The following is a 19,849-nucleotide window of genomic DNA, read 5'->3' as shown; positions in this document are numbered from 1 at the left end:
GTGCGGAGTGCGACAGGATGAGCCCATGAGGACGCGTGCACCCCTCTTCCCCTCCGTCACGGCGACGGTGCTCGCGGCGACCCTCGCGCTGGGTGGGTGCCAGGGGGACCCGGCGGGTCCGAGCGACGAGGCCGCCACGTCCTCGGCCGCCGTCGCCCCGACGGGAGACCGGGAGGCAGAGACGGAGGACTCCGGCGGGACGACCACCACCGACACCGAGGAGACGACGTCCGGCGACCCGGCCGCGGACCAGACCTCGGGCGGGGAGAGCGCCGAGGCCGCCGAGCAGACCACCTCGGGACCGTCGGCGGACGGTGCCGAGGAGTCCACCTCGGCGCCGAGCGACACCGAGGAGGCGGCGCCGCTGGGCGACGGGCCGGTCAACGTGCTCGTGATCGGGACCGACTCGCGCGAGCCGGGATCCTTCGGCGGGCTGTCGGACTCGATCATGGTGCTCCACCTGCCGGCGGACCGGGAGGACGTCGCCCTCGTCTCCTTCACGCGTGACATGTACGTCGACATCCCGGGCGTGGGCTACAACAAGATCAACGCCGCCTTCGTCAGCGGTGGGACCGACCTGCTGACGCGCACCGTGTCGGACACCCTGGGCGGACTACGGATCGACTACACCGTCCAGGCGAACTTCGGCGCCTTCGACCAGCTCATCGGCTACCTGGGCGGGATCCAGGTCGACAACCGCTACGCCTCGACCGTCCGGGGGTTCTCCTTCCCGGCCGGCGAGATCTGGCTGGACGAGAGCTCCGCCCTGACCTATGCCCGGCAGCGCAAGGGCCTGCCGCTCGGTGACCTGGACCGGGCCGAGCGTCACCGGGCGGTGCTCATCGGGGTGATGGAGCGGCTCCAGGAGCGCCTGCGCGAGCAGCCGCAGGACTTCCCCGAGCTCGTGCGCCGCCTGCACGGCACCGTCCGGGTCACCGGCGGTCTGGACCCTCGCGACGCCGCCGCCCTCGCACCCGTCCTGCGCGACCTGGACCCGGACGAGGTGGTCTCCCTCATGGCGCCGCTCACCGGATTCGACATCATCAACGGCGCCTGGGTGAACCTCGTCGACGAGCAGCAGACCGCGGCCCTGGGCCGGGCCCTGCGCGAGGACCGGGTCGGCGCCTACGTGGAGGAGTGGGGCACCGGGTATGCGCCCTAGGGTCCCGGTCACCATGCTGACCGCCGCCACCCTGCTCCTGGCGGCCTGCCAGCCCACCGACGCGCCCGGAGACGGGACCTCGCCCGCACCCACCCCCTCGGCCACGGCGACCGCCACGGCCGGCGACCGGCCCGCGGACACCTCGGCAGAGGTCACGGCCACGGCCAGCCCCGTCCCGACCACCGCAGCGGGTGAGGAGGAGCTCGAGATCACCATCGCGGCCGGCGGCGACATCCTCCCGCACAGCAGCGTGAACGTCTCGGCCGCCGGCTACGCGGGCACCGGCGCCGACTACGACTTCTCCCCCATGTTCGCCGACGTGGCACCGCTGCTGCGCGAGGCGGACCTCGCCCTGTGCCACCTCGAGACACCCCTGTCCGCGGACAACACGGCGCTGACGGTCCCTCGGGTGCTGACCTTCAACACGCCGTACCAGATCGCGGACGCCCTCGCCGACGCCGGCTTCGACGGCTGCGACTTCGCCAGCAACCACACGCTCGACCGGGGGCTGGCAGGCATCGAGAGCACCGAGCAGGTGCTGGCGGACGCCGGTCTGGAGTATGCCGGGCCGCGGTCCTCGCCGCAGACCGCCGGGGACCCGACCTGGTACGACGTCGCCACGCCCGACGGGCGACGTGTCGAGGTCGCCCAGCTCGCCCTGGGCTACACCATCGCCAACTACGGCCACAGCAACACCGAGGTGCCGCCCGACCTGCCCTGGCTGGGTCAGGCCTCCTGGCCGGTGACGGGTGCCGAGGGCATCCTGGACCGCGCCCGCGAGGCTCGGGAGGCGGGGGCGGACTTCGTCGTCGTCACCCTCCACTGGGGCCAGGAGTACCAGAGCGCCCCGCTGCCGGAGCAGACCGAGCTCGCGCAGGAGCTGCTGTCCAGCGACGAGGTCGACCTCATCCTGGGCAGCCACGTCCACGTCATCCAGCCCTGCGAGCGGATCGACGGCAAGCACGTCCTCTACGGGATGGGGAACTTTCTCTCCAACCAGAGCCCGCAGGTCAACGCGAACCTCCTGCCCGGCACGCAGGAGGGCATGGTCGCCCTCGTCACCCTGACGCGCGCCGCCGACGGAGAGGTCAGCACCGAGCTGCGCTACCAGCCCACCCGGGTCGAGATCGATCCGCAGGGCGGACCCAGCCACGTCATCCGACGCGTCTCGCCCGAGACCTACCCGGAGACGTGGCAGCGGACCACCACGACGGTCGACTCCCTCGGTGGGTGCGGGGCCGAGCCGATCACCGCCGGGGACTGATCCGGCGAGGTTCAGGCCGTGGCCAGCTGGACCCAGACGTCGTAGCCGATCTTGAGGATGAAGGCGACCACGATGACCACGAAGACGACCCGGACGAAGCCGCTACCACGGGAGACCGCGACCCGGGCGCCGAGGTAGCCGCCCAGCACGTTGGTGGCGCCGAGGACCAGCCCGACCGACCAGATGACCGCCCCCTGCGGGACGAAGACGACGAGCGCCGCGAGGTTGGTGGCGAGGTTGGCGATCTTGGCCTTCGCGCTCGCCTCGAGGAAGCCATACCCGAGCGCGCTGACCAGGGCGAAGACGAAGAAGGAGCCGGTCCCGGGCCCGAGCGCCCCGTCGTAGGCCCCGACGACGAGCCCGATGACGACGGCCGTGCCCAGGTGCTTGCGCCGAGCCTGGCCGAAGCGCAGCGCCTGCATCCGACCCATCGACGGCTTGAGCAGGGTGTAGGCCCCGACCGCCACCAGCACCACCAGGATGATGGGGTTGAAGGCCTCCTTGCTGATGAGGAAGGCCAGTGCCGCACCCCCGGCGCTCCCGGCGAAGGCCGCCAGGGCGAACGGGACGGCGGTGCGCACATCCGGGCGGATGCGCCGGAAGTAGGTCACCGAGCTGACCGTCGTGCCGCAGATGGAGCCCAGCTTGTTGGTGGCGAGCAGCTGCACCGGCGTCGCGCCCGGCAGGCCCACGAGCAGCGCCGGCAGCTGCACGAGGCCACCCCCACCCACGACCGCGTCGATGAACCCGGCCGCGAAGCCGGCCAGGGCGAGGAAGACGACGACCCGTGGCTCCAGGTCCAGGCTCTCCAGCACGGCCGGGTATGCCGTCAGGCGCCGGCGGGAGGTGCTGCGTCGCGCGGTCCGCCGCGCACCTCCGCCAGCACGGCCGCCGCGGCGTCGTCGGCGGGGACCTCCTGCCGCGTGCCGGTCGCCCGGTCCTTGACCTCGACCACCCCGTCGGCCAACCCCTTGCCGACGACGACGATGGTGGGCACGCCCAGCAGCTCGGCGTCCTTGAACTTCACACCGGGGCTGACCTTGGGCCGGTCGTCGTAGATCACCTCCACGCCCTGGGCGGCGAGCTGCTCGACGAGCCCGTCGGCGTGGTCGAAGACCGCCTGGTCCTTGCCGGTGGCGACCACGTGCACGTCCGCCGGCGCCAGCTCCCGCGGCCAGACCAGCCCCAGCTCGTCGTGGGTGGCCTCGGCCACGGCCGCCACGGCGCGGGAGACCCCGACGCCGTAGGAGCCCATGGTCACCGTGACCAGCTTGCCGTTCTCGTCCAGCACCGTGAGGTCGAGAGCCTCGGCATACCTGCGCCCGAGCTGGAAGATGTGGCCCATCTCGATGCCTCGCGCCAGGGTGAGCGGGCCGGCGCCGTCCGGGCTGGGGTCGCCCTCGCGGATCTCGCCCGCCTGGATCGTCCCGTCGGCGGTGAAGTCGCGGCCCAGGACGAGGTCGAAGACGTGCTTGCCGTGCTCGTCGGCCCCGGTCACCCAGGCCGAGCCGTGCGCGACCGAGGGGTCGAGCAGGTATCTGATGCCGCTGCTGCGCTCCTCCCCCAGCACGCCCGGCCCGATGTAGCCCTTGGCGAGCATCGGGTAGGCGGCGAAGTCGGCCTCCTCGAAGGGGCGCCAGTCGGCCGGGGCGACCTGTGCCTCGAGCCGCTTGGCGTCGACGTCCCGGTCGCCGGGCAGCCCGATCGCCAGCGGCTCGGTGCTGCCGTCCGGGTGGGTCAGCATGACGACGACGTTCTTGAGCGTGTCGCCGGCGGTCCATCCCCGCCCGTCGGTGCGCGGGTGCAGCGCGTCGGCCTGGGCGACGAGGGTCGCGATGGTGGGGCTGTCCGGGGTGTCCTCGACGTGCGCCGCGGGCGTGCCTGCCACCGTGGCCTCGTCGACGGGCTCCGCCTGCGGCACCACGACCGCCTCGACGTTGGCGGCATACCCGGACGCCTCGCAGCGGACGAAGGTGTCCTCCCCCACCGGGCTGACGGCGAGGAACTCCTCGCTGGCGGAGCCGCCCATCGCGCCGGAGTCGGCGTAGACGACGACGTAGTCGAAGCCGAGCCGGTCGAAGATCCTGACGTAGGCCTCGCGATGGCGGGCGTAGGCCTCCTCGAGACCTGCGTCGCCGACGTCGAAGGAGTAGGAGTCCTTCATGATGAACTCGCGGCCGCGCAGCAAACCGGCGCGGGGACGCGACTCGTCGCGGTACTTCGTCTGGATCTGGTAGAGCGTGAGCGGCAGCTCCTTGTAGGAGCTGAACATGTCCTTGACCGCGAGGGTGAACATCTCCTCGTGCGTGGGCCCGAGCAGCATGTCGACGCCCTTGCGGTCCTGCAGGCGGAACAGGTTGGGTCCGTACTCGGTCCAGCGGCCGGTCGCCTCGTACGGCTCGCGCGGCAGCAGCGCGGGGAAGCTCAGCTCCTGCCCACCGATGGCGTCCATCTCCTCCCGGACGATGCGCTCCACCTTGCGCAGCACCCGCAGACCCAACGGCATCCAGGAATAGACACCGGGCGCGGCACGTCGGATGTAGCCGGCGCGCACCAGCAGCTTGTGGCCGGGCAGCTCGGCGTCGGCAGGGTCCTCGCGCAGGGTCCGCAGGAACAGGGTCGACAGGCGCAGGGGGCGCGTCACGTGGGTGGTCTCCTCGGGTGGGTCGCGGGTCGGGCGTGGCGGGTATGCCGCGCGCCGCTCGGCGCTACGAGGGTACCTGCCGGCCACGGCGCGGCTCGACGGGTTTGTGCTGCGCACCCGCCCGCATGAGCAAGGAAGCCCGACGTGATGCAGGGAGATGTCGCTGCATCACGTCCGGCTTCCTTGCTCATGTGGTCAGCCCATCGGGGGGACGACCTGTCGGACGCCCTCGACGAGCCGGTCGACCTCCTCCGCCGTGGTGTAGGGCGCGATGCCGATCCGCACGCCCCCGGCAGCACCCAGGCCGAGCCGGTGCGAGAGCTCCCAGGCGTAGAAGTGCGAGGCCGGGGCGTTGACGTCCAGGGTCGCGAGGTGCCGGTGGATCCCGGCCGGGTCCAGACCGTCGACGGTGAAGAGCAGCGTCGGGGTGCGGTGCGCCGCACGCGAGTGGAGGGTCAGGCCCGGGACCTGCGCGAGCCCCTCCTCCGCCCGGCGACGCAGCGCGTCCTCGTGCTCCTCGATGGCGGCGAAGGCGGCGGTGAGGCGCTCGGTCCGGCCCGCCCCATCGCCCAGCGAGGCGATGAAGTCCACGGCGGCGGTGCTCCCGGCCAGCAGCTCGTAGGGCAGCGTGCCGAGCTCGAAGCGCTCGGGCACCGCGTCGGAGGACGGCAGGAGCTTGTCCGGCCGCAGCTGCTCGAGCAGCTCGGCCCGCCCGGTCTGCACCCCGAGGTGCGGCCCGAAGAACTTGTAGGGCGAGCACGAGAGCAGGTCGGCCCCGGTGGCCGCGAGGTCGATCCGGTCGTGGGCGGCCAGGTGGACCGCGTCGAGGTGGACGAGCGCGCCGGCCTCGTGCGCCGCCGCGGCGATCCCCGCGACGTCGGGACGGGTGCCGATGAGGTTGGCCGCCCCGGTGACCGCGACCACGCGGGTCCGTGCGGACAGGACGGAGGTGACGGCCTCCAGCGGGAGCTCTCCGGTCTCCGGGTCGACCTCGGCCCAGCGCACCGTCGCCCCGGCGGCGAGGGCCGCGTTGACCCACGGCCGGATGTTGCCGTCGTGGTCGAGGCTGGTCACCACCACCTCGTCGCCGCGACCCCACCCCTGGTCGCGCGCGAGCGTGCGGGCCAGGTCCATCGTCAGGGCCGTCATGCTCCGGCCGAAGATGACGGTCGCCGGGTCGACGCCGAGGAGGTCGCCCATCGCGGCCCTGGCGCCCAGCACCGTGTCCTCGGCCCGCCGCTCCGAGCCGGTCACGGTGCCCCGGTTCGAGATCGAGCTCAGGAGCGTGCCCGCCACGGCGTCCGCCACGACCCGCGGGGTCTGCGACCCTCCCGGGCCGTCGAAGTGGGCCACCCCTGACTCGAGGGCGGGGAACTGAGCGCGGACTGCGGCGACGTCGAGCGGCATACCTCCAGGCTAGGCACGAACTCGGGCGCCTGCAGCGACGGCGCACCCGTGTGATGGCATGGCCCCATGACCGACACCTCCTCGCCCGACGACCCGCACCGCTGGCTGGAGGAGGTCGAGTCCACGGAGGCACTGGCCTGGGTCCGCGAGCGCAGCACCGCGAGCGAGCAGTCGCTCCAGGCGCACCCGCTCTACGGCACCCTGCACCGGGACATCTGGGACGCGCTCGAGGCGAGCGACCGGATCCCGCTGGTCGCCCAGGTGGGTGACCACCTCTACAACTTCTGGACCGACGCCGACCACCCGCGCGGGGTCTGGCGACGCACCGGCTGGGAGTCCTACCGCTCGGCGGACCCCGAGTGGGAGGTGCTCCTCGACGTCGACGCCCTGGGGCAGCAGGAGGACGTGCCCTGGGTGTGGCAGGGCGCGAGCCTGCTGCGGCCGACCTGCGACCGCGCCCTGGTGCACCTGTCCCGGGGCGGTTCGGACGCGGGCACCACGCGGGAGCTGGACCTCGTCACCGGGGAGTTCGTGCCCGCTCCCGAGGGTTTCGCCAAGCCCGAGGCCAAGGGCAGGCTCACCTGGCGGGACCGGGACCACGTCTTTCTCGCGACCGCCGACGACCCGACGGGAGCGACCCGCTCCGGCTATCCCCGCACCGTCCGCCTCTGGCGCCGCGGCACCCCGGTCGAGACGGCGGAGGTCGTCCACACCATCGCCGAGGAGGATCTCGGCCTGTTCGTCGCGCACGACCAGGAGCGGGACCAGACCGTGCTGCACCACGGGCTGGCCTTCTACCGCGGGCACACGCTCGTCGTCACCGACGACGGCGTGCAGCAGCTGGACCTTCCGGAGAGCGCCGAGGTCTCGGTGCACGGCGAGCACGTGGCCGTGCGGCTCCGGCACGACTGGCGGCCCACCGGTGAGGGCGGGTTCGCCGCCGGGTCGCTGCTGGTGGCCCCGCTCGCAGAGGTGCTCACGGACCCGGCCTCCGCCGGGTGGTCGGCACTCTTCGCCCCCGACGAGAGCACCGCGCTGGTGGACCTGGCCTGGACCGCCGGGCAGCTCGTCACCACCGCGCTCCGGGACGTGCGGCATACCGTCCGGTCGCACCGGCACACCGACCAGGGGTGGACGACGACCGACCTGACCGACTCGCTGGACATCGGTCTGCGCACGGTCAGCATCTCCGCCGTGGACGACGCCCGCAGCGACGACCTGTGGCTGGTGAGCACCGGTTTCGTCGAGCCGATGACCCTCTCGCTGGCCACGGTGTCCCCGGCCGGGGACGAGACGCCGGTGCAGCTCGAGGTGCTCCGGTCCGCCCCGGAGAGGTTCGACGCCACCGGCCTGAGCGTCACCCAGGAGTGGGCCACCTCCGCCGACGGGACCCGCGTCCCCTACTGGCAGGTCGGACCGTCCGACCTCCCGATGGACGGCTCGACACCGACGGTGCTCCACGGCTATGGCGGCTTCGAGCACGCGCTCACCCCCGCCTACGACCCGATCGTCGGTCGCTCCTGGCTGGCCCATGGCTTCGTGCACGTCGTGGCCGGGATCAGGGGCGGCGGCGAGTTCGGTCCCCGGTGGCACCAGGCGGCGCTGCGCGACCAGCGCCACCGGGCCTACGAGGACTTCGTCGCCGTGGCGCGGGACCTGGTCGCCCGCGGCGTGACCTCCGTGCCCCACCTCGGCACGACGGGTCGGAGCAACGGCGGCCTGCTGGTCGGCAACATGCTCACCGGCTATCCCGAGGACTTCGGCGCCATCGTCTGCCAGGTTCCCCTGCTCGACATGGCCCGCTACCACGAGCTGCTCGCCGGTGCCTCGTGGATCGCGGAGTACGGCGACCCGGAGCAGCCCGCCGACTGGGAGTGGCTCCGCACCTTCTCGCCCTACCAGCGGTTCGAGCCCGACCGCCCCACCCCGCCGGTCTACCTGGCCACGTCGACGCGCGACGACCGGGTGCACCCCGGCCACGCCCGGAAGATGACCGCGCTGCTGGAGCAGCACGGCAAGGACGTGACCTACTGGGAGAACACCGAGGGTGGGCACGGTGGGGCCAGCACGGCGGAGCAGTGGGCGACCTGGCACGCCCTGGCGTGGGCCTTCCTGCACGGTCGGCTGAGCGGCTGAGACGCACGCCGGTGCTCGGTCAGAGCAGGACCGTCGCGAAGGTGCCCGTCTGGACGAAGCCGACCCGGCGGTAGGTCGCCACCGCCGGGGTGTTGAAGTCGTTGACGTAGAGCGTGACGACCGGCACCACCTGCCGGATGGTGTGCTCCACCACCGCGGCCATCGCCGGAGCGGCCATCCCCCGGCCCCGCCAGTCGGGGTGGACCCAGACACCCTGGACCTGCGCGCACCCCAGCGCCACCGACCCGAGGTCGGCCTTGAAGACGACCTGCCCGTCCTCGACCCGCACCAGGGTGTGGCCCTGCTCGATCAGCCCGGCGACCGCCCGCCGGTAGGCGTTGCTGCTGCCGTGGTAGGGCGGGTAGCCGATCTCCTCGGTGAACATGGCGGCCGCGGCCGGCACCACCAGGTCCAGCTCCTCGGGCCGGGCCACCCGCACCCGCTCGTCGATGTCCACGCCCAGCGTCGAGGGGAGCTCCTGCATGGTCAGCACCAGCTGGTTCTCCCGCACCTCGCGCGGGGTGCCCCAGCGCGGCTCCAGCCGACTCCACAGGTCGAGCACCTGGTCGGCCGGACCGAAGATCGAGCTGGCGGTGGCACGGCGCCTGACCACCTTGCCGGCGAGCGCGCCGATGGCCCGAGGACTGGCCGCGACGGGCACGACGTTCGCGGCGCACCAGCACAACGCGTGCTCGCTCCCCGACTCGTAGCCGAACAGCGGTCCGCGGGTGCCGATCAGGCCGCTCTCCTTGATCCGCGCCGCCACGAAGACGTTGGTCACCGGGTCCTGCGCGCACACGTCCAGCGCCCGACGCACGTCCTGGAGTCCGTACGCCCGCACGCTCCCCATACCGGAGCCCAGTGTGCGCAGCATGACCCCAGCCTGCCGCACCGTCGCCGCCATGGCGACACCGGAGGGTGCGCTGTTGCGTGGTCGGTCACCGCAGGGCAGGATCGGGGTCGCGCAGGATCACCACGGACACGGGAGGCGACACATGCAGCCACGCGCACTCAGCCCCGCCAGCCGAGACGAGGCGCTGCAGGCCCTGCGCGACTCCGGTGACGGGGGCGAACCGCTCGACGTGCTCGTGATCGGCGGCGGCGTGACCGGGGCCGGGGCGGCGCTGGACGCCACCACCCGCGGGTTGTCGACCGTGATCGTGGAGGCGCAGGACTGGGCCTCGGGGACGTCCCAGTGGTCCACCAAGCTGGTGCACGGCGGGTTGCGCTACCTGCAGATGCTCGACTTCAAGCTGGTGCACGAGGCGCTCACCGAGCGCGGGCTGCTGCTCAAGACGCTCGCGCCCCACCTGGTCAAGCCGATGCCCTTCCTCATCCCCCTGGAGCACCGGGTATGGCAGCGGGCCTACTACGGCGCCGGCGTCACCCTCTACGACGTGCTGGCCAACATCATGCCCGGGCGACGGGCGCTGCCGATCCACCAGCACACCACGCGCGGCGGGTTGAGCAAGCAGTTCCCCGACCTGCGGCACGACACCGCCATCGGCGCGGTCAAGTACTACGACGCGACCGTCGACGACGCCCGCCTCGTCTCCACCCTGGTCCGGACGGCGCACACCTACGGCGCCCACGCCGCCAGCCGCACCGAGGTGGTGCGGATCGTCAAGGACGAGCACGGGACGGCGGTCGGCGCCGAGCTGGCGGACCTCGAGACCGGCGAGCGGTTCGAGGCCCGCGCCCGGCACATCATCAACTGCACGGGCGTGTGGACCGACGACGTCTCCGAGCTCGCCGACACCGACGGCGGGCTCAACGTCCTCGCGTCCAAGGGCATCCACCTGGTCATCCCCCGCGAGCGAATCCAGGGCACCTCGGGCCTGTTCCTGCAGACCGAGAAGTCGGTGCTGTTCTTCATCCCCTGGTCGCGCTACTGGATCCTCGGGACCACCGACACCCCCTGGGAGCTGGACCGGCAGAACCCGGTCGCCACGGCCGCCGACATCGACTACGTGCTCGAGCACGCCAACGCGGTCCTCAAGACGACGCTCACGAGGGACGACGTCGTGGGGTGGTATGCCGGCCTGCGTCCGCTGTTGCAGCCCGGGACCAAGGAGGGCACGGACTCGGCCAAGGTCAGCCGGGAGCACACGGTCGCCAGCCCGGTGCCCGGGCTCACCGTGATCGGCGGTGGCAAGCTGACGACCTACCGGGTCATGGCCAAGGACGCCGTGGACTTCGCGCTCGGGGGCCGGGCCGAGGAGCTGCCCTGCATCACCGACCAGATCCCGCTGCTGGGTGCGGTCGGCGAGGCGGCGATGCGCCGTCGGATGCCCGCGCTGCGGGAGCAGTTCGGCTGGTCCGAGCAGCTCACCGACCACCTCCTGCACCGCTACGGCTCGCTGGTCGAGGAGCTGCTGGCGATGATCGACGAGGACCCGTCCCTGGCCAGCACGTTGCAGGAGTCGACCGCCTATCTCCGTGCCGAGGTCGCCTACGCCTGCCGGACCGAGGGGGTCCTGCACCTGGAGGACCTGATGATGCGCCGCACCCGGCTCATCTACGAGGCACCGGACAAGGGGCTGCACACCGTGCCGGAGATCGCCGAGATCGCCGCCGCGGAGCTCGGGTGGGACGACGCCACCACACAGGCCGAGATCGAGGCATACACCGCCCGCGCCGAGGCGGAGATCGCCGCCGCGGCCGAGCCGGACGACCAGAGCGCCGCCCGTGTGCGCGACCACCTCGGCGAGGTGGCGCCACTGCAGGCGATGGGGTCGGGCGCGGACTCGCCCGACTGACAAGGACCGGGCGCCCGCCCGGTCCTCCTCACGACAAAGGAGTCATTCGTGGGAGCTGTTTTCTTCTCCGAGGTGCTCGGCACCATGATGCTGCTGCTCTTCGGGTGCGGCGTGGTGGCCAACGCCATCCTGCCCAAGACGAAGGGCACGGGAGGCGGCGCCAGCGCCGCCTGGCTGCTCATCAACTTCGGCTGGGGACTGGGCGTCTTCGCCGGAGTCTTCACCGCCTACAAGTCCGGTGCCCACATCAACCCCGCGGTCACCATCGGACTCATGGCCAACGGCGCCGACGAGTTCGCCCCCGGTGTCGCCGCGAGCGCCGGCAACGCCGTGATCTACATCCTGGCCCAGATGCTCGGCGCCTTCCTCGGAGCCGTGCTGTGCTGGGTGGCCTACAAGCAGCACTTCGACGCGGACGGCGACCCTGCGGCCAAGCTGGGCGTCTTCTCCACCGGCCCGGAGATCCGCAACTACGGCTGGAACCTCGCCACGGAGATCATCGGCACCTTCGTCCTGGTCTTCGTCGTCATCATGTTCGGCAACACACCGGACCGGCTCGGGCCGCTGGCCGTCGCGCTGCTCGTCGTCGGCATCGGTGCCAGCCTCGGTGGCCCCACCGGGTATGCCATCAACCCCGCCCGTGACCTCGGCCCCCGCATCGCGCACGCCGTCCTGCCGATCCCCGGCAAGGGCAGCAGCGACTGGAGCTACTCCTGGGTCCCCGTCGTCGGTCCGATCATCGGCGGCATCCTCGCGGGTCTGCTCGCGACGATCTACGGCTGACCCGACCTTTCGACCATGCACAACGACGTGAAGGAGCAAGTCCATGGCTGACTACGTCCTGGCCATCGACCAGGGAACGACCAGCACCCGAGCCATCGTGTTCACCAAGAGCGGCGAGATCCACTCGGTCGGGCAGAAGGAGCACGAGCAGATCTTTCCGAAGGCGGGGTGGGTCGAGCACGACCCCGCCGAGATCTGGGAGAACACCAAGGAGGTCATCGGCACGGCCCTCGGCAAGGGCGGCCTCGGCAACGACGACCTCGCCGCCATCGGGATCACCAACCAGCGCGAGACCGCGGTGGTGTGGGACAAGAACACCGGTGAGGCGGTCTACAACGCGATCGTCTGGCAGGACACCCGCACCGACAAGATCGTGGCCGAGCTCGGCGGCGACGCCGGCGCGGACCGGTACAAGGACATCTGCGGGCTGCCGCTCGCGACGTACTTCTCCGGGCCCAAGGTCAAGTGGATCCTGGACAACGTCGACGGCGCCCGGGAGAAGGCCGAGGCCGGCGACCTGCTGTTCGGCAACACCGACAGCTGGGTGGTGTGGAACCTCACCGGCGGGACCGACGGCGGCGTGCACGTCACCGACGTGACCAACGCCTCGCGGACCATGCTCATGGACCTGAAGTCGCTGTCCTGGTCCGAGCAGGTCGCCTCGGACATGGGCATACCGACCTCGATGCTGCCGGAGATCAAGTCCTCGGCCGAGGTCTACGGCGAGAGCACCAAGCTCAAGGTGCCGATCGCGGGCATCCTCGGCGACCAGCAGGCGGCCACCTTCGGCCAGGCCTGCTTCGAGAAGGGGATGAGCAAGAACACCTACGGCACGGGCAACTTCATGCTGCTCAACACCGGCACCGAGATCGTCCCGAGCGAGAACGGCCTGCTCACCACGGTCTGCTACAAGATCGGCGAGCAGGACGCGGTGTATGCCCTGGAGGGCTCGATCGCGGTCACCGGCTCGCTGGTGCAGTGGCTCCGGGACAACATCGGGCTGATCAAGGACGCCCCGGAGATCGAGACGCTGGCGACCGAGGTCGACGACAACGGCGGGTGCTACATCGTCCCGGCGTTCTCCGGGCTCTTCGCGCCGTACTGGAAGGACGACGCGCGCGGTGCGATCGTCGGCCTGACCCGCTACGTCAACAAGAACCACATCGCCCGGGCGGCGCTGGAGTCGACCGCCTTCCAGACGCGGGAGGTCTCGGACGCGATGAACGCCGACTCCGGCGTCGACCTGACCGAGCTGCGCGTCGACGGCGGCATGGTCGCCAACGAGACGCTGATGCAGTTCCAGGCGGACATCCTGGGTGTCGACGTGGTCCGGCCCAAGGTCGCGGAGACCACGGCGCTCGGCGCTGCGTATGCCGCCGGCATCGCGGTCGGCTTCTTCAGCGGCGAGCAGGACGTCATCGACAACTGGGAGGAGGGTCAGCGCTGGAGCCCGCAGATGAAGGACGCCGAGCGGGACCGGCTCTACCGCCAGTGGAAGAAGGCCGTGACCAAGACCTTCGACTGGGTCGACGAGGACGCCGAGGCCGCTGAGGAGGCCGCCGAGGAGGCGGACGCCTGACCCGGCATCGTTTCGGTCACGATCCGGCCCGGGTGAGTGCTCTCGCCCGGGCCGGACGTATGGTTCGCCCATGAAGAACTCGATCCTTCCCGTGCTCGCGGCCAGCGCCCTGGCCTTCTCCCTCACCGCCTGCGGCTCCGAGGACGGGGGTGCGGACGCCGGCTCCGGTGGAGAGGCCGCCGGCTCCGACCTCGACCTCATCACCGAGGGCACCCTGACGGTCTGCTCTGACGTCCCCTACCCGCCCTTCGAGGACTTCGACGAGTCCTCCGAGTCCGGCTTCACCGGCTTCGATGTCGACATCGTCAGCGCCGTGGCCGAGGGGCTCGAGCTGGAGATCGAGATCAAGGACTCCTCCTTCGACGCCCTGCAGTCCGGGCTGGCGCTCAACTCCGGCGACTGCGACCTCGCCGCCTCGGCGATGACGATCACCGAGGACCGGCAGGAGAGTCTCGCCTTCTCCGACGGCTACTACGAATCCAAGCAGTCCTTGCTCGTCCCCGCCGGGTCCGACATCACGGGTATCGGCGACCTGGCCGGACGGCCCGTCGGCGTCCAGCAGGGGACCACTGGCGAGTCCTATACGCAGGACAACGCGCCGGAGGCCACGATCACCGCCTTCCCGAGCAACGCCGAGATGTTTCAGGCCATCCAGGCCGGGCAGGTCGACGCGTTGCTCCAGGACCTCCCGGTCAACGTGGACAACTCGACCAAGGGTGACTTCGAGGTGGTCGAGGAGTACGACACCGACGAGACCTACGGGCTGGCGATGCAGAAGGACAACACGGCTCTCGTGGACGCCGTCAACGAGCAGCTGACCGCGCTGCGGGACAGCGGTGAGTACGACGAGCTCTACGACACCTACTTCACCACCGAGGGCGCCGAGGACTCCTCGGCCACCTCCGAGGGCTGAGCCACCGGAACGACAGCACCCCTCCCGTGACCCGTACCCAGCGGCAGCGCGCCGTCCGGTTGGCGCTCTACGCCCTCTTCGTCCTCCTCGCCGTGGTCTTCGTGCTCGTCGCGGACTGGGAGGCGATCTCGACCAGCTTCTTCGTGCCTGAGGGGTTCACCGAGACCTGGCAGGACTTCGTCCTCATCGGCGCGAGGAACACCATCCTCTACACGGTCATCGCCTTCGCCGGCGGCTTCGTGCTCGCGCTGGTGCTGGTGCTGATGAAGCTCGCCCCGGTCGCCCCGTTCCGCTGGGTGGCCACGGCCTACATCGAGCTCTTCCGCGGGCTTCCCGCCCTCGTTGTCATCCTCTTCATGGCGCTGGGCGTGCCGATCGCCTTCGACGGATGGCGGCCGCCTGGGGGCACCATCGGCGCCGGCCTGGTCGGGCTCATGCTGGTCGCCGGCGCCTACATGGCCGAGACCATCCGGGCCGGGATCGAGGCGGTGCCCAAGGGACAGACCGAGGCGGCGCGCTCCTTGGGCATGAACGGCGGCTGGACCATGGCCACGGTGGTTATGCCCCAGGCGCTGCGCATCGTCATCCCGCCGCTCACCAACGAGCTGGTCATCCTCATCAAGGACACCTCGCTGCTCTTCGTGGTCGGGATGGCGGCCAACGAACGGGAGCTGACCACGCTGGCCCGGGACTTCATGGCCAGCGGTCCCTCCGCCGGCACCGCGACGTCGCTGATCTTCGTGAGCGTGCTCTACCTCGCCATCACGCTCCCGCTCACCCGCGTGGTCGCGTGGCTGGAGCGCCGACAGAGGAGGTCCCGCTGATGTCAACCCAGCTCCACCCCACCCAGCAGGTCGACCCGGGCGCGCCCGCGATCGAGGTCCGCGACCTGCACAAGTCCTTCGGCGACAACCACGTCCTCACCGGGATCGACTTCCACGTCGACGCGGGCCAGGTCGTGTGCGTCATCGGGCCGTCCGGCTCCGGCAAGTCGACGCTGCTGCGCTGCGTCAACCGGCTGGAGGAGCCCACCGCCGGGCAGGTGCTCATCGAGGGCATCGACATCACCGACCCGGAGACCGAGCTGGACGCCGTACGCTCCCGGATCGGCATGGTGTTCCAGCAGTTCAACCTGTTCAGCCACATGACGGTGCTGCGCAACCTCACCATCGCCCAGCAGCGGGTGAAGAAGCGGGGCCGCAGGGAGGCCGAGGAGGTCGCCCGCGCCAACCTGGAGCGGGTCGGGCTGTCCGAGAAGGTCGACGCCTACCCCGCCCACCTGTCCGGCGGCCAGCAGCAGCGGGTCGCGATCGCGCGGGCGCTGTCGATGAACCCCGACATGATGCTCTTCGACGAGCCCACCTCCGCGCTCGACCCCGAGCTGGTGGGCGACGTGCTCGACGTGATGAAGACGCTGGCGTCCGAGGGCATGACGATGATGGTCGTCACGCACGAGATGGGCTTCGCCCGCGAGGTCGGCGACAAGCTCGTCTTCATGGCCGACGGCGTCATCGTGGAGGAAGGCGACCCCCGCACGGTGCTCGGCAACCCTCGCGAGGCCCGCACCCAGGAGTTCCTCTCCAAGGTCCTCTGAGCCACCCCGCCGCGGCCTCACCCACTCCCCCCTCCCCCCGCGTCGTCACGCTCCCGTCGCCGGATTTCGACTGCTGGATTGTTTGCCATGGCGAACAATCCAGCAGTCGAATTCCGGCAGAGGGCGGTGCGGGGCAACCACGAGCGACGCCCGGTCAGTCCCAGGGCAACCACGGGCGACGCCCGGTCAGTACCAGGGCAACCACGAGCGACGCCCGGTCAGTCCCAGGGCAACCACGAGCGACGCCCGGTCCGTCCCAGGGCAACCACGGGCGACGCCCGGTCGGTCCCAGGGCAACCACGAGCGACGCCCGGTCAGGTGGGTTGGATGAGCTCCTTGAGCTGGGCCAGCCCCTTCTCGAAGTCCTTACCGACCAGCTTGTCCATGGACATCACCCGGCCGAGCACCCGCATCAGGCCGGTGTGCTCGCCGCTCATCGTCCAGGTGACCATGGTGGCCGCTCCCCCGTCCTCGGCATCGAGATCGAATCGGATGTCGTTGTCCGCCGGGAAGGGCTTGTCGAACCGGAGGTCGATGTCCACCCGGCGCGGTCGCTCGGCCCCGGTGATCGACATCGACCCGGCACCGGCCGCCTTGTTGCCGTCCCAGGTATACCCGGAGCCGACGCCCGACTTCGGTCCGGTGTAGGAGCGGTTCATCTCGGGGTCCACCCCCTCCCAGGGCGACCAGTCCCGCCACCGGCGGAAGTCGACCAGCTCGGTGAAGATCCGCTCGGGCGGCGCCTCGATCCGGATGGTCCGGGAGACGCGGTAGGGAACGGGTGCGAAGGGCATACGAACCACTCCTGTCACTGCTCGAACCACTGCGGTTCGTCGGGGTCGGGCCAGACCAGCTCCGGACGCTGGAGGTCGGTGTTGTCGAGGATCCAGTCGGGCGGCCAGCCGCGGGACTTCAGCCGGTAGATCTCCTGGGCCTCGACATAGCGCGCGTTCGCCGCATGACGCGGGTCGTCCGCACCGGCCAGGTGGGGGAAGCGGGCGTTGCCGCGCCGCACCGTCACCCGGGCCGGAGCCGTCACCAGGCAGGTGGCGTCCCACGCCTGCCGGAGCTCCGGCCGGCGCAGGAAGACTCCCTCGACGAGCAGCACCGCATCGTCGGGCAGCCCGACCGGGGCGGCGTCCACCGGCTGGTCCGCGGCGACGTCGAAGACGGCGGGGACGATGTCCCGACCGTCCCGGTAGGGCCAGAGCACCGCGCGCCGCAACGAGTCGTAGTCGAAGGAGTCCTCGTAGCAGGTGGTGCCGGTGCGACCCCGGGCATACCGGTGCTCCTGCGGATGGTGGAAGCCGTCGATCGACACGGCGTGCACGGTGCGCCCGGCGACGTGCGCGGACAGGGCCACCAGCTCGGCGGCGAGGTGGCTCTTGCCGACCCCGTCCGGGCCGTCGATGGCGACGACGGCCCGCTCTCCAGGCCGGACCGCCAGGATCAACCCCAGCAGGTCGACGAGGACCAGCTGGCGCAGGGGCAGGAATCCGGGCGCGCTCACCGCATCAGGGTAGGCGGTGGGTGTCGCCCCACTCCATGTAGACACCGTTCTCGAGCAGGGTGGCGTCCGCCGGCGCCGCCTTCTCCACGAAGCCGAAGGTGCGGTAGAGCGAGCGGGCGCGCGTGTTGTCGGCGCTGACGTCCAACCAGACCCGGTGCACCCGGGGGTTGGCCAGCGCGTGCTCGAGCAGCTGGCGCAGCAGCAGACGGCCCAGGCCCTGACCGCGTCCCTCGGGGGCGACCACCATCCGGCGGATCTCCACCACGTCGCCACCGCCGACGCCCACCAGGACGCCGAAGGCGATGACCCGGTCGAGCCGGTCCACCAGCACCCAGTGCTCGAGATCGGGATCGGTGAGCGCCGCCGTGTGCCACTGCAGCCCGCCCTGGCCCAGGAACGGGCTGGTGTCCATGGCCTCCTCGAAGCGCACCACCGTCGACAGGTCCCGGTCGCGGGTGTGCCGCAGGTGCGAACCGACGACCAGCCCGCCCCGGTCCCGACCGAGCGGCTGCTCCCGCACGTGCGGGGTCCCGCTCGCGCGCGGGGTGGTCACGACGATCATCTCCAGGTCGGCCTCCGCGTCGTTGCGCATGTAGTGATGGGTGCGCGGAGGCACCTCGATCCCCGACTCGGCCTGGACCTGCACCTCACGCTTCCCCAGCGTCATCGTGCCGGTCCCGGAGAGGACGTAGAAGAACTGGCGGGAGCGGGTGTGGCTGTGCGGCTCCGCCGACGTCCCCGGAGGCATGTGCTCGTGCACCACGGTCAGGTCGGCGCGCTCCACGAAGTGGAAGGCCTGGCACACCTCGTGCCACGTCGACTGGCGGGCGGTCTGCCTGCTGATCGGGTCCGGTGCCATGACCAGACGTTACCGGGCCGGCGGGGCCGGTGGGTCAGCCGACCGTGACCGTCGGCGCAGCGGCCTGGCCGTCGGTGTCGATCTCACCCATCTCCTCGGCGATCCGCATGGCCTCCTCGATCAGGGTCTCGACGATCTGGCTCTCGGGCACGGTCTTGATCACCTCGCCCTTGACGAAGATCTGCCCCTTGCCGTTGCCCGAGGCCACGCCCAGGTCCGCCTCCCGCGCCTCGCCCGGGCCGTTGACGACGCAGCCCATCACGGCCACGCGCAGCGGCACCTCCATGCCCTCCAGGCCCGCGGTGACCTCGTCGGCCAGGGTGTAGACGTCGACCTGGGCGCGCCCGCAGGAGGGGCAGGAGACGATCTCCAGCTTGCGTGGCTTGAGGTTGAGGCTCTGCAGGATCTGGTTGCCGACCTTGACCTCCTCCACCGGCGGGGCGGAGAGCGAGACACGGATCGTGTCGCCGATCCCCTGCGAGAGCAGGGCCCCGAAGGCCACCGACGACTTGATCGTGCCCTGGAAGGCCGGCCCCGCCTCGGTGACACCGAGGTGCAGCGGCCAGTCGCCGCGCTCGGCCAGCATCTCGTAGGCACGCACCATGACGACCGGGTCGTTGTGCTTCACCGAGATCTTGAAGTCGTGGAAGTCGTGCTCCTCGAACAGGCTGGCCTCCCACACCGCGGACTCGACCAGTGCCTCGGCCGTCGGCTTGCCGTACTTCTCCAGCAGACGCTTGTCCAGGGAGCCGGCGTTCACCCCGATCCGGAGGGAGACCCCGGCGTCCTTGGCGGCCTGCGAGATCTCCTTGACCTGGTCGTCGAACTTGCGGATGTTGCCCGGGTTGACCCGGACCGCGGCGCAGCCGGCGTCGATCGCGGCGAAGACGTACTTCGGCTGGAAGTGGATGTCGGCGATGACCGGGATCTGCGACTTCCTCGCGATGGCCGGCAGGGCCTCGGCATCGTCCTGCGTGGGGCAGGCGACGCGGACGATGTCGCAGCCGGTCGCGGTGAGCTCGGCGATCTGCTGCAGCGTGGCGTTGATGTCCGTGGTCGGGGTAGTGGTCATCGACTGCACCGAGACGGGGGCGTCTCCCCCGACCTCGACCTTGCCGACCTTGATCTTGCGGGTCTTCCTCCGGGGCGCCAGCACCGGGGCCGGGGCGGAGGGCATACCGAGGGAGATGGGGACACCAGCAGTCATGGACCCATTGTCGCACCCGGTGCTGGTGGCAT

At 71.1% G+C, this 19,849-nt stretch carries 17 protein-coding genes; 9 read left to right on the top strand and 8 right to left on the bottom strand.

Going from position 1 to position 19,849, the window contains the following annotated elements:
- Window positions 1-25 precede the first annotated feature (25 nt).
- Both FXF60_RS07985 and FXF60_RS07980 read left to right on the top strand, forming a co-directional pair.
- Window positions 26-1,162: an LCP family protein gene (locus FXF60_RS07985; RefSeq protein WP_151525293.1), complete on the top strand. Its 1,137-nt coding sequence runs from the start codon at window positions 26-28 to the stop codon at window positions 1,160-1,162.
- A gap of 13 nt (window positions 1,163-1,175) precedes the next feature.
- The gene (locus tag FXF60_RS07980; protein WP_151525292.1) at window positions 1,176-2,426 is read left to right on the top strand and encodes a CapA family protein; all 1,251 of its coding nucleotides are present in this window, start codon (window positions 1,176-1,178) and stop codon (window positions 2,424-2,426) included.
- Window positions 2,427-2,437: 11 nt separating this feature from the next.
- On the opposite strand, the gene FXF60_RS07975 is transcribed toward FXF60_RS07980, so the two are convergent.
- The 3 genes from FXF60_RS07975 to FXF60_RS07965 form a co-directional block, all read right to left on the bottom strand.
- On the bottom strand, window positions 2,438-3,241 hold the full coding sequence (locus FXF60_RS07975) for a TSUP family transporter (RefSeq protein ID WP_151525290.1): 804 nt from the start codon (window positions 3,239-3,241) through the stop codon (window positions 2,438-2,440).
- Window positions 3,242-3,255: 14 nt separating this feature from the next.
- On the bottom strand, window positions 3,256-5,070 hold the full coding sequence (locus FXF60_RS07970) for a proline--tRNA ligase (protein WP_238335762.1): 1,815 nt from the start codon (window positions 5,068-5,070) through the stop codon (window positions 3,256-3,258).
- Between the two features lie 195 nt (window positions 5,071-5,265).
- Complete coding sequence (locus FXF60_RS07965) at window positions 5,266-6,477, bottom strand: cysteine desulfurase-like protein (protein WP_151525288.1); 1,212 nt, start codon at window positions 6,475-6,477, stop codon at window positions 5,266-5,268.
- A 66-nt stretch (window positions 6,478-6,543) separates the two neighbouring features.
- Between FXF60_RS07965 and FXF60_RS07960 the strand changes: the two genes are divergently transcribed.
- Window positions 6,544-8,613 carry a prolyl oligopeptidase family serine peptidase gene (locus FXF60_RS07960; RefSeq protein WP_151525286.1) on the top strand — a complete coding sequence of 690 codons (2,070 nt, stop codon included), beginning with the start codon at window positions 6,544-6,546 and terminating at the stop codon, window positions 8,611-8,613.
- A gap of 19 nt (window positions 8,614-8,632) precedes the next feature.
- Here the strand turns inward: FXF60_RS07960 and FXF60_RS07955 are convergent, their stop codons facing one another.
- Window positions 8,633-9,487 (bottom strand): GNAT family N-acetyltransferase, encoded by an 855-nt coding sequence (locus tag FXF60_RS07955; protein ID WP_151525284.1) that lies wholly within the window; start codon window positions 9,485-9,487, stop codon window positions 8,633-8,635.
- Between the two features lie 121 nt (window positions 9,488-9,608).
- Between FXF60_RS07955 and FXF60_RS07950 the strand changes: the two genes are divergently transcribed.
- The 6 genes from FXF60_RS07950 to FXF60_RS07925 all read left to right on the top strand — a co-directional run bounded on the left by FXF60_RS07950 (window position 9,609) and on the right by FXF60_RS07925 (window position 16,241).
- The gene (locus FXF60_RS07950) at window positions 9,609-11,372 is read left to right on the top strand and encodes a glycerol-3-phosphate dehydrogenase/oxidase (RefSeq protein WP_151525282.1); all 1,764 of its coding nucleotides are present in this window, start codon (window positions 9,609-9,611) and stop codon (window positions 11,370-11,372) included.
- A gap of 84 nt (window positions 11,373-11,456) precedes the next feature.
- Window positions 11,457-12,155, top strand: a complete 699-nt coding sequence (locus FXF60_RS07945) for an MIP/aquaporin family protein (protein WP_437440856.1) — start codon at window positions 11,457-11,459, stop codon at window positions 12,153-12,155.
- Between the two features lie 43 nt (window positions 12,156-12,198).
- Window positions 12,199-13,734 carry a glycerol kinase GlpK gene (glpK, locus tag FXF60_RS07940; RefSeq protein WP_151525278.1) on the top strand — a complete coding sequence of 512 codons (1,536 nt, stop codon included), beginning with the start codon at window positions 12,199-12,201 and terminating at the stop codon, window positions 13,732-13,734.
- A 70-nt stretch (window positions 13,735-13,804) separates the two neighbouring features.
- A complete protein-coding gene (locus FXF60_RS07935; RefSeq protein WP_151525276.1) occupies window positions 13,805-14,647 on the top strand; it encodes a transporter substrate-binding domain-containing protein in 843 nt (280 codons plus the stop codon).
- Window positions 14,648-14,673: 26 nt separating this feature from the next.
- A complete protein-coding gene (locus FXF60_RS07930; RefSeq protein WP_151525274.1) occupies window positions 14,674-15,471 on the top strand; it encodes an amino acid ABC transporter permease in 798 nt (265 codons plus the stop codon).
- Window positions 15,471-16,241 carry an amino acid ABC transporter ATP-binding protein gene (locus FXF60_RS07925; protein ID WP_151525272.1) on the top strand — a complete coding sequence of 257 codons (771 nt, stop codon included), beginning with the start codon at window positions 15,471-15,473 and terminating at the stop codon, window positions 16,239-16,241. Before FXF60_RS07930 ends, FXF60_RS07925 begins: the two co-directional genes overlap by 1 nt.
- Window positions 16,242-16,555: 314 nt before the next feature.
- On the opposite strand, the gene FXF60_RS07920 is transcribed toward FXF60_RS07925, so the two are convergent.
- Genes FXF60_RS07920 through ispG form a run of 4 tightly spaced genes read right to left on the bottom strand, consistent with a single transcriptional unit; the run spans window position 16,556 to window position 19,817 of the window.
- Window positions 16,556-17,035, bottom strand: coding sequence for an SRPBCC family protein (locus tag FXF60_RS07920; protein WP_151525270.1), 480 nt, complete (start codon window positions 17,033-17,035; stop codon window positions 16,556-16,558).
- Window positions 17,036-17,049: 14 nt separating this feature from the next.
- Window positions 17,050-17,751 carry a nucleoside/nucleotide kinase family protein gene (locus FXF60_RS07915; protein ID WP_151525268.1) on the bottom strand — a complete coding sequence of 234 codons (702 nt, stop codon included), beginning with the start codon at window positions 17,749-17,751 and terminating at the stop codon, window positions 17,050-17,052.
- A 4-nt stretch (window positions 17,752-17,755) separates the two neighbouring features.
- The gene (locus FXF60_RS07910; protein ID WP_151525266.1) at window positions 17,756-18,610 is read right to left on the bottom strand and encodes a GNAT family N-acetyltransferase; all 855 of its coding nucleotides are present in this window, start codon (window positions 18,608-18,610) and stop codon (window positions 17,756-17,758) included.
- A gap of 34 nt (window positions 18,611-18,644) precedes the next feature.
- Window positions 18,645-19,817, bottom strand: a complete 1,173-nt coding sequence (gene ispG, locus FXF60_RS07905) for a flavodoxin-dependent (E)-4-hydroxy-3-methylbut-2-enyl-diphosphate synthase (RefSeq protein WP_151525264.1) — start codon at window positions 19,815-19,817, stop codon at window positions 18,645-18,647.
- Window positions 19,818-19,849: the final 32 nt, after the last annotated feature.

This window comes from Serinicoccus kebangsaanensis (assembly GCF_008919445.1).
In the GTDB taxonomy this organism is placed as follows: domain Bacteria; phylum Actinomycetota; class Actinomycetes; order Actinomycetales; family Dermatophilaceae; genus Ornithinicoccus; species Ornithinicoccus kebangsaanensis.
The sequence above is the reverse complement of the archived record's forward strand: the minus strand, read 5'-3'. Positions and strand labels throughout refer to the sequence as shown.

What these genes read in the sequence shown, in the direction of transcription:
- FXF60_RS07985 (WP_151525293.1), top strand. Translation starts at nt 26, where the DNA reads ATGAGGACGCGTGCACCCCTCTTCCCCTCCGTCACGGCGACGGTGCTC.
- FXF60_RS07980 (WP_151525292.1), top strand. Translation starts at nt 1,176, where the DNA reads ATGCTGACCGCCGCCACCCTGCTCCTGGCGGCCTGCCAGCCCACCGAC.
- FXF60_RS07965 (WP_151525288.1), bottom strand. Translation starts at nt 6,477, where the DNA reads ATGCCGCTCGACGTCGCCGCAGTCCGCGCTCAGTTCCCCGCCCTCGAG.
- FXF60_RS07960 (WP_151525286.1), top strand. Translation starts at nt 6,544, where the DNA reads ATGACCGACACCTCCTCGCCCGACGACCCGCACCGCTGGCTGGAGGAG.
- FXF60_RS07955 (WP_151525284.1), bottom strand. Translation starts at nt 9,487, where the DNA reads ATGCTGCGCACACTGGGCTCCGGTATGGGGAGCGTGCGGGCGTACGGA.
- FXF60_RS07950 (WP_151525282.1), top strand. Translation starts at nt 9,609, where the DNA reads ATGCAGCCACGCGCACTCAGCCCCGCCAGCCGAGACGAGGCGCTGCAG.
- FXF60_RS07945 (WP_437440856.1), top strand. Translation starts at nt 11,457, where the DNA reads ATGATGCTGCTGCTCTTCGGGTGCGGCGTGGTGGCCAACGCCATCCTG.
- glpK (WP_151525278.1), top strand. Translation starts at nt 12,199, where the DNA reads ATGGCTGACTACGTCCTGGCCATCGACCAGGGAACGACCAGCACCCGA.
- FXF60_RS07935 (WP_151525276.1), top strand. Translation starts at nt 13,805, where the DNA reads ATGAAGAACTCGATCCTTCCCGTGCTCGCGGCCAGCGCCCTGGCCTTC.
- FXF60_RS07925 (WP_151525272.1), top strand. Translation starts at nt 15,471, where the DNA reads ATGTCAACCCAGCTCCACCCCACCCAGCAGGTCGACCCGGGCGCGCCC.
- FXF60_RS07920 (WP_151525270.1), bottom strand. Translation starts at nt 17,035, where the DNA reads ATGCCCTTCGCACCCGTTCCCTACCGCGTCTCCCGGACCATCCGGATC.
- FXF60_RS07910 (WP_151525266.1), bottom strand. Translation starts at nt 18,610, where the DNA reads ATGGCACCGGACCCGATCAGCAGGCAGACCGCCCGCCAGTCGACGTGG.
- ispG (WP_151525264.1), bottom strand. Translation starts at nt 19,817, where the DNA reads ATGACTGCTGGTGTCCCCATCTCCCTCGGTATGCCCTCCGCCCCGGCC.